The sequence below is a fragment of the Caulobacter sp. GW821-FHT10A10 genome, from assembly GCF_059415745.1.
Window position 1 is genome coordinate 42,584 of the sequence record NZ_JBWKNV010000016.1, and the last position, 7,409, is coordinate 49,992.

At 68.4% G+C, this 7,409-nt stretch carries 6 protein-coding genes; 2 read left to right on the forward strand and 4 right to left on the reverse strand.

Annotation, left to right across the window (positions count from 1 at the left end):
* From AC07NS_RS26355 to AC07NS_RS26370, 4 genes are read right to left on the reverse strand one after another with little or no spacing between them, the layout of a single operon-like run.
* Positions 1-1,563 carry a c-type cytochrome gene (locus AC07NS_RS26355; protein ID WP_494608149.1) on the reverse strand — a complete coding sequence of 521 codons (1,563 nt, stop codon included), beginning with the start codon at positions 1,561-1,563 and terminating at the stop codon, positions 1-3.
* A gap of 1 nt (position 1,564) precedes the next feature.
* The gene (locus tag AC07NS_RS26360) at positions 1,565-2,977 is read right to left on the reverse strand and encodes an NADH:flavin oxidoreductase (RefSeq protein WP_494608151.1); all 1,413 of its coding nucleotides are present in this window, start codon (positions 2,975-2,977) and stop codon (positions 1,565-1,567) included.
* Positions 2,974-3,873, reverse strand: a complete 900-nt coding sequence (locus tag AC07NS_RS26365; protein WP_494608152.1) for a hypothetical protein — start codon at positions 3,871-3,873, stop codon at positions 2,974-2,976. Before AC07NS_RS26365 ends, AC07NS_RS26360 begins: the two co-directional genes overlap by 4 nt.
* The gene (locus AC07NS_RS26370; RefSeq protein WP_494608153.1) at positions 3,870-5,720 is read right to left on the reverse strand and encodes a peroxidase family protein; all 1,851 of its coding nucleotides are present in this window, start codon (positions 5,718-5,720) and stop codon (positions 3,870-3,872) included. Before AC07NS_RS26370 ends, AC07NS_RS26365 begins: the two co-directional genes overlap by 4 nt.
* A 304-nt stretch (positions 5,721-6,024) precedes the next feature.
* Between AC07NS_RS26370 and AC07NS_RS26375 the strand changes: the two genes are divergently transcribed.
* Together AC07NS_RS26375 and AC07NS_RS26380 are read left to right on the forward strand one after the other, a co-directional pair.
* On the forward strand, positions 6,025-7,110 hold the full coding sequence (locus AC07NS_RS26375) for an acyltransferase family protein (protein WP_494608154.1): 1,086 nt from the start codon (positions 6,025-6,027) through the stop codon (positions 7,108-7,110).
* 233 nt (positions 7,111-7,343) lie between these two features.
* Positions 7,344-7,409: hypothetical protein (locus AC07NS_RS26380; RefSeq protein WP_494608157.1), on the forward strand; the 66-nt coding region annotated here is incomplete at its 3' end.

A 7,409-nucleotide genomic window follows, 5' to 3' on the forward strand; every position in this document is an offset into this window, starting at 1 on the left:
TCAGAAAGTCAGCAGATAGGCCAACAGGTCGGCCTTCTGTTCGGGCGTCAGACCCACGCCGTAGAGGTGTCCGCCATTGCCGTTGCCGGGCAGGGCCGTGTCGTAGCAGCTGGTCCCGCGCGGGGTCGGCTGACCGGGCGTGCAGGCCGTGGTCAGGAAGCCGCCGTTGACCGGGTCGATCACGTCCTGGCCGCGACCGCGCAGGAAGGCCTTGGGCCGCTCGGCCGGCGCCTTCAGGAGGTCGGTCAGGGTCGGCACCGAGCCGTTGTGCAGATAGGGCCCGCGCAGCCACAGCCCGTCGAGCGGCTGGTTGGAATAGCCGTCGGTCTTGCGGAAGTAGCGGAACTGGTAGGGCGTGCCGGCGAACATCTTGCTCACCTGCTGCTCGCGGAACTCCTTGGTGTAGGAGTCCAGGCGCGCGCGATCGGTGCCGATCAGGGCGATCGGCGTCACCTTGCCCAGTTTTTCGGCCTTGAAGACGTAGCCGCCGGCCTCCTGCCCGCCGTGGCAGGCGAAGCACTCGGCCTTGTAGATCGCCTGGCCGCGCAGGGCCGCCTGGGTGTTCAGCGGATGCGGGCTGACCGGCGCCGGCAGGTCCATCAACCAGCCCGCCACGCGCCGGAGCGAGGCGTGGTCGACGGTCTTGGGCGTGACGCCCGCGCCGATGGCGGCCGACAGGTTGCGCTCCTGCAGCGAGGTGTTGTTGCCGTCCCAGTGCAGCTCCATGCCCTCGCGCGGGCGCTGGTTAAAGATCGCCGGGAAGTCAGAGACCCCGTGCACCTCGGCCTCGCTCAGGCTGGCGGCCGGCGTGCCGAACTGCAGCAGCTTGTAGGGGTTGAAGGTGTCGACGCGGCCGGCTCCCCAGGGCGACTGCCGCTCCAGCAGCGGGGCCAGGCGGCCGCGCACGCGGATCAGGCCCTCGCGGAAGCGCGGCATGACGGCGGCCTGCCAGACCAGGCGGTCGAACCAGTCAAGGCGTGTCCCGGCCTTCTCCATCGGCCCGAACAGGTCGGCCGCCTCCAGACGCTCGTCGGTGGCGGCGGTGAGCAGCAGAGAGACGAAGCGGTGGAAGTCGAGATTGTTGGACGGCATGCCCGGCACGACGTGCACGACGCCGCCGTCCGAGGCCCGCCAGGTGCCGGTGTGGCAGGTGGCGCAGTTCAGCCAGACCACGTCGACGCCGTTGACCTGGCGCTTGGAGACGCCGATCGGCAGGTCCTTGCGCACGCCCTTGTCGTCGGTCTCGTAGATGAAGCCGAAGGCGGTGTAGTCGTTGCGGCCCTCGAACTGCTTGGGATAGAGGGCCGGCAGGGCTTTCCATAGCGCATAAGGCACGCCGCTCTGCGGTTCGGAGCCGATCGAGCCGTACTTGAAGTGGTCGACATCGCTGGCGTAGCGCGGCGTGGCCGAGCCCGACAGCCGCAGGGCCGCGCACAGGCCAAGGCCCAGCACCGCCACACCGAGAGCGATCAGCAGCGCCACCACCGCCACGCCCAGCCGAAGCTGCCAGCGCGTTGCGGCCAGATGGGCCTCGACCGCCGTCACCGCTTTGCGCGCCGCCATCCTACAGCTCCGAAGCCAGGGGAATGCGCATGTCGGCGCGCGGCTTGTAGACGCTCATGATCTCGTCGATCATCGCCTCGCGGGACGGGAAGCGGGCCTCCTCGTAGCAGCCCATCGGGTTCTTGGGCGCGTTGGCCAGGCACTTGTTGCAGTAGGTGCAGGGCTTCTCCGGCAGGTCGTGGCCGGCCGCCCACTGCTGGACCAGATCCTTGTTGGCCATCAGCGAACGGGCGATCGACACCCCGTCGACCACGCCCCCGGAGATGGCGTCGCGCACGAACGAGGCGGTCTGGAAGCCGCCCGTGCACAGCACCGGCACATTCACCGCCGCCTTGATCGCCCGGGCCTCCTCCAGGCTGACGCCCTCGATCGGATGGCCCTTCTTCATGCGGAACCAGATCCAGTGGAAGATCGGCCGCAGCAGCGGATAGCGGAACAGCAGGAAGTTGCGGAAGCCGTAGACGCCCGAGCTGATCATGGCGTCGTAGGTCACCGCCAGGATGTCGATCGGCAGGTCGCCCGGCGGGTTCAGCGGGTGCGGGAACAGCGAGCCGGACGAGACGTGGATGGCGTCGGCGCCGGCCGCCTCGACCCACTGGGCCACCTGCACCGTGTCGGCCAGGGTGTTGCCCTTCTTCTCCCACGGGATGACGTTGTTGCGGTCGATGGCGCTGAGCTTGACCTGCAGGTGGAAGTCGCGCCCGACCCGCGCGCGGATGGCGCTGATCACGTCGAGCAGGAAGCGGGCGCGGTTCTTCAGCGAGCCGCCGTACTCGTCGGTGCGGTCGTTGATCCCCGAGCTGAGGAATTGGGTGAACAGGTAGCCGTTGGCCGCGTGCAGCTCGACGCCGTCCAGCCCCGCCTCGCGCGCCCGCCATGCGCCGGCCGCGAAGGCGTTGATCGTGTGCTCGATGTCGCCCTTGGTCATGGCCCGACACAGGAAGCCGTGCAGGGTTTCCTTGTTGTCGGTCGAGGTCAGGCTCGGGCGCATCTGGTTGTGCACGCCGGGCAGGTCCATCTGCCGGCCCGAGTGGCTCAGCTGCATGATGTACTTGGCGTCGAAGCTGTGCACCGCCTCGCCCAGCTTGGCCCACAGCGGGATGAACTCGTCGCGGTGGACGGTGGCGTAGCCGGCGATGATCCGGCCTTCCATCAGCACCGGCACGTAGGACGAGATGATCGCCCCCACCCCGCCCTTGGCGAACTTGCTCTCCCAGTTGATCCGCGTCTGGGTCAGCGAACCGTCCTGGTTGTCGAAGATGCCCGAGATGTTGGAGCGGAAGATCCGGTTCTTGACGGTCAGGTTGCGGAAATGCAGCGGCTGGAAGATCGGGTCGCCCGCGGCCGCCGCGTCGGCGGGGGTGCGAATGACGGGACCAGCGGCGGCGGCGCGCGGCGGCAGGACGTCGGTCATGCCCGGCCTCCCTTCACGGGAGCGCTGGCCTTGGCCTCGCGCCAGACCGCGCCCAGCAGCGAGGCGGTCCAGTGGTGGGCGGGACAGCGGCTCCAGCTGTCGGTCATGAACACGATCTGGTGCGATGGGCTGCGGTAGCGGGCCGCATCGAGCTGGAACAGCGTGATCGCCCCGGGCTCGACCTCGCCCCACAGGGTGCTGGCCGGGGCCTTCCACTGGCGCAGCACGTTGGCGGGCGCGACGGCGCACTGGCAGATCACCGCCTCTTCGGTCAGGCTTTCGCGGGCGAAGGGCTGGCGCCACAGCCCGCGCATGATCTTCAGGCCGCGCACCAGATTATGGACAGCGACGCCGGTGGCGTGGACGGCGGCCGGATCGTTGTCGACCGGCGCGGCCAGGGTCTTGCGGGCCCGGTCGACGGCGCCGGTCAGGCCCCACCACAGGATCTGCAGCGGATTGAACGAGCGCGGCGCGGCGTCCAGCGTGCGGGCGGCGTTCCAGCGGTCCTTGCGGGCCGCGTAGCCGGGGGCGAACAGCTCGCCGACGGCGGCCTGGGCGGTGGGACCCAGGACCCCCTCGCCCTTCTCGCCGCGCACATAGGCCGCCAGGGTCGCGCGCTGCTCGGGCGTGCCCAGCTGGGCGTTCTGCAAGCGCTGCTCCAACAGGGCCTGCAGCCGCGCGCGGTCCTCGGCCTCGCGCGGGGCGACGGCCGGCAGCGGGTGCGAGCCGACGCGCAGCACCTTGCGAATGCGCCCGGCCAGCAGCCGGTTGACCAGCGGCCCTTCCTTCTTGAAGTCGCGGTCGAGGCGCGGATCGGCGACGATCGCGCGAATGGCGGCCGGCTCGTCGAGGCGGATCACGTCGACGAGGCCGGGAATGCGGATCCGGCTGCTCATCCCGCGGTCCCCTTGGCCCAGGGGAAGAACATGCTGCGGGCGTCGGCGAACTGGGCGGCCAGGGCCGGAACGTGACGCTCCATCACCTGGCGCAGGCCGTTGTCGCGCACCCAGGCGAAGCCGGCCGGGGTGTAGACCTTGGCGTTGAAGTCCTCGCCGTAGAAGCGGTCGCTCTTCAGGCGGCGGGTGGCCATCAGGATGAAGATGCGGAAGGCGGTGTCGGAGAAGCCGAAGCCCGGCGGCGTGCCGTTACGCGTGCACTGGCTTTCGGCCAGAGTGCCGACCAGCAGGTCGACTTTCTCGACGTCGCCGTAGATCTCCTCCAGCTCCTTCTGCCATTCCTTGTTGTCGGTCAGCTCGGCGAAGGTCTTGGGCGCGCGCATGCTCATGTGGCGCCGGAACTCGCAGTAGCGCGGCACGCCCCGCTCGCGGTCGCGCAGGATGTCGGTGGCGGCCAGATCCGTCAGCACGTCGTTGTCGCGCTTGGGCGGCAGGTTGCGCAGGGTGTTGGGGTAGTTGTGCAGGCACAGCGCGCCCGGGTGGCTGGTGGCCAGCGAGTAGACGACGTCGTCGAAGCTGGCGTGCTCGTAGACGCTGGAGGCCTGGCCGCGGGCCACGCCGATCAGGTCGCGCTTGAGCAGCTCACTGTCGTCCACGTGGCTGCGGAACGAATAGTCGTCCGGCATCAGCGGGTGCATGCGGTAGCAGGCCGCGAATTCCTCGGTCATCGCGTAGGGGGCGTTGTGGTGGTCGACCGGCGAGCCGGCCACCCCGAACAGGATCTCGCTTTCGCCACGGCGGCCGAAGGCCCGGTGGAAGGTCTCGCCCGCCAGGCCCCACCAGTTGGCGCGCATGGCCAGGCGCCCCTCGGGGCTGTTCATCAGGGCCGGCGTCCACTCGACGGTGTGGATCTTGGCCAGCAGGGCCGAGACCACCAGGCGGGCCTTCTGGAACAGCCACTCGCCCGAGGCCTCGGGGAAGTCGATCTTCAGCCGGTCGACGACCGAGTTGTGCTCGCGCACGAAGACCGTGTGCATCACCGACAGGCCGATCCACCAGTTGCCGTTCACCCCGGCCAGCTCCAGGCCCGGGATCTTGGCGGCCTCGTCGATGGGCAGGTGGCCGTCGGGCTTCAGGCCCAGCTTGCCGTCGGTAAGGAACTGGCCCGTCGTCGGGTCCGTCCGCACCTTGATCTGCCGGCGCAGCGACGAGCCGTAGATCTGCGAGGCGTCCCACCAGTGGGTCTCGACATTGGTGTAGGCCTGGGGCCGGCCCGCATCGCCCGGACGGTCGGGATCGCGCAGGGTCTTGAGGATCTCCATCACCCCGCCCGGCCAGCTGTCGCCCTCGGGGATCGGCACGTAGAACTTGTCTTCCGGATCGTTTTCACCGTGGCTCAGCCAGTCGTGGACCATGAACTGCAGCCAGGCGCCGGCCAGGGCGTTCAGGTGCGGGACCGGCACGAATTCCTTGCGGGCCAGAAGCCGATTGCTGATCACCCGGGGGTTCGGGGTCATCAGGGCCGGCTCTTCCTCGCCAAAGGTGCGCTCGATCGGCATGTTGCGGCCAAAACGCGCCCCGGTCATGCCCATCCAGGGCTTGGAGAGGTCGTTGTAGCTGCCGTCGGCGGTGCGGGCCTCGCGCACGTCGATCGAGCCGGGCGCCGGCTCGGGCGCGGCGATCGTCGGCTCCATCTCGGTGTCGAACAGGTTCTCGTGGCGCATGTTGACGCGCAGGCCCGCCAGCGTCGGCACGGCCAGCGTGGTCGGATACTTGTGCCAGGGTTGGAACCGGCTCAGCACCCGCGCCGCTCCGCCCAGCAGACTTTCCAGTAACGAACCCGCCACTCGTCGCCCTCCCCGCAGATAGGCACGCCCCACGATTGCAACTCGGAGCTAAACACGGATTCGATGCAACCGCGAGGGGAATATCAATGTTCGTCGAAGGGGAATTCGGGCGCCTCAGCCGTGGCGACGGAGCGTCGCCTGACGGACGCTGCGACCGATTTGGGCAAACCGGCGAGGCGACGTGAATTCCTCGCCTTTGGGTCACAGAAAATTCCCAAATTGGCGAGAGACAGGGCCTAGCGTCTCTTGCACCCGGACGTGCATCGCTCCACGCAACACAACATTGACAGGCATGGCGTCAGAGATGGACATCGGCTCCCCCTCCACGACCGAGGCGCTTCCCGCCCCTCCCCACGGTGAAAAACGACCCCGCATCGAATGGATCGACGCCGCGCGGGGCCTCGGCATCGTGCTGGTGGTGCTCAGCCACGTCGCGCGCGGGCTGGTTTCGGCCGACATCGCCAAGGGCCCGTTCTGGGCGGCCCTCGACTTCACGCTCTATACTTTCCACATGCCCCTGTTCTTCTTTTTGGCGGGGCTGAACGCCCGCAAGAGCGTGGAACGAAGCGCCAGGTCCTACCTGCTGAGCAAGGTCGTCACGGTCGCCTATCCCTATGTGCTGTGGTCGCTGATCCAGGGCCTGATCCTGGTGGCCGCCTCGTCGCAGACCAACCGGCAGCTCGACGTCCACGAACTGGCCTATATCGGCTGGAGCCCGATGGCCCAGTTCTGGTTCCTTTACGCCCTGATGCTTTGCCACATCGTCCTGGCGATCGTGAACTACCGCCCCATCGCGCTGGCGGTCATCGCGGTCGGGGCCCTGGCGGCCAGCCAGTTCCTGCCCAACGACGTCATTCTCGAGCGCTTCACCTATTCCCTGCCGTTCTTCCTGGCAGGCGTGCTGACCGCGACCCGAGCCCTGTCGTGGCCGGGCGTAAAGAACCTCGCCGCCCCCGCCGCACTGTGGGCGCTGTTCGCCGGCGCGGTCTGGGCGGCCAGCCTAGTGGCGCACGGAGACTACAGCTCCATCCCCGCCCTGCCGGCCGCGCTGCTGGGGGCCGCGGCGCTGGTCGCCACGGCCAGCGCCCTGCCAGCCACGATCAAGCGTTGGGCCGTGGCGCTGGGCGAGGCGTCGATGAGCATCTACGTCATGCACATCATCGTCGCCGCGGGGCTGCGCATCGTGCTCGTCAAGCTGCACGTGCCGCAGATCGCCGGCGTCTACGCCCTGCTCTGCACGGGTGTCGGGGTCGCCGCCCCCTTCGTCGCGCACCTTATTCTCGCGCGCTGGGGCCTTCTGCCGCCGCTCGGACTGGCGGCGCCGCGCTGGCTGTCGAAGCTGACGCGAGGCGCCTCCGTCCAAGCCCGCCCCGTGCGGGAGGGGGCCTGACACGTTCCGACCGAAGACTCTTCCCCCAAGACGCGCAAAGTTCATTTCGCGCGTGTAGTCAAGGTCAACTGCTTGGAACTTAGTGAATAGAGCCCATTGGACAGGCGAAATACGACAGGTCCGCCCGCTTTCTAGAATTTTCACGAACGGACGGTTGCTTCCGACTTCTGATTACGCAATTAGGAGCCGTCCGCCTGCCTTGTGTCGCGAGGCGTTAAGTCTAAGAGGTTTCGATGCGCGTAGCGATGATTGGCACGGGCTATGTGGGCCTGGTGTCTGGGGCGTGTTTTGCGGACTTC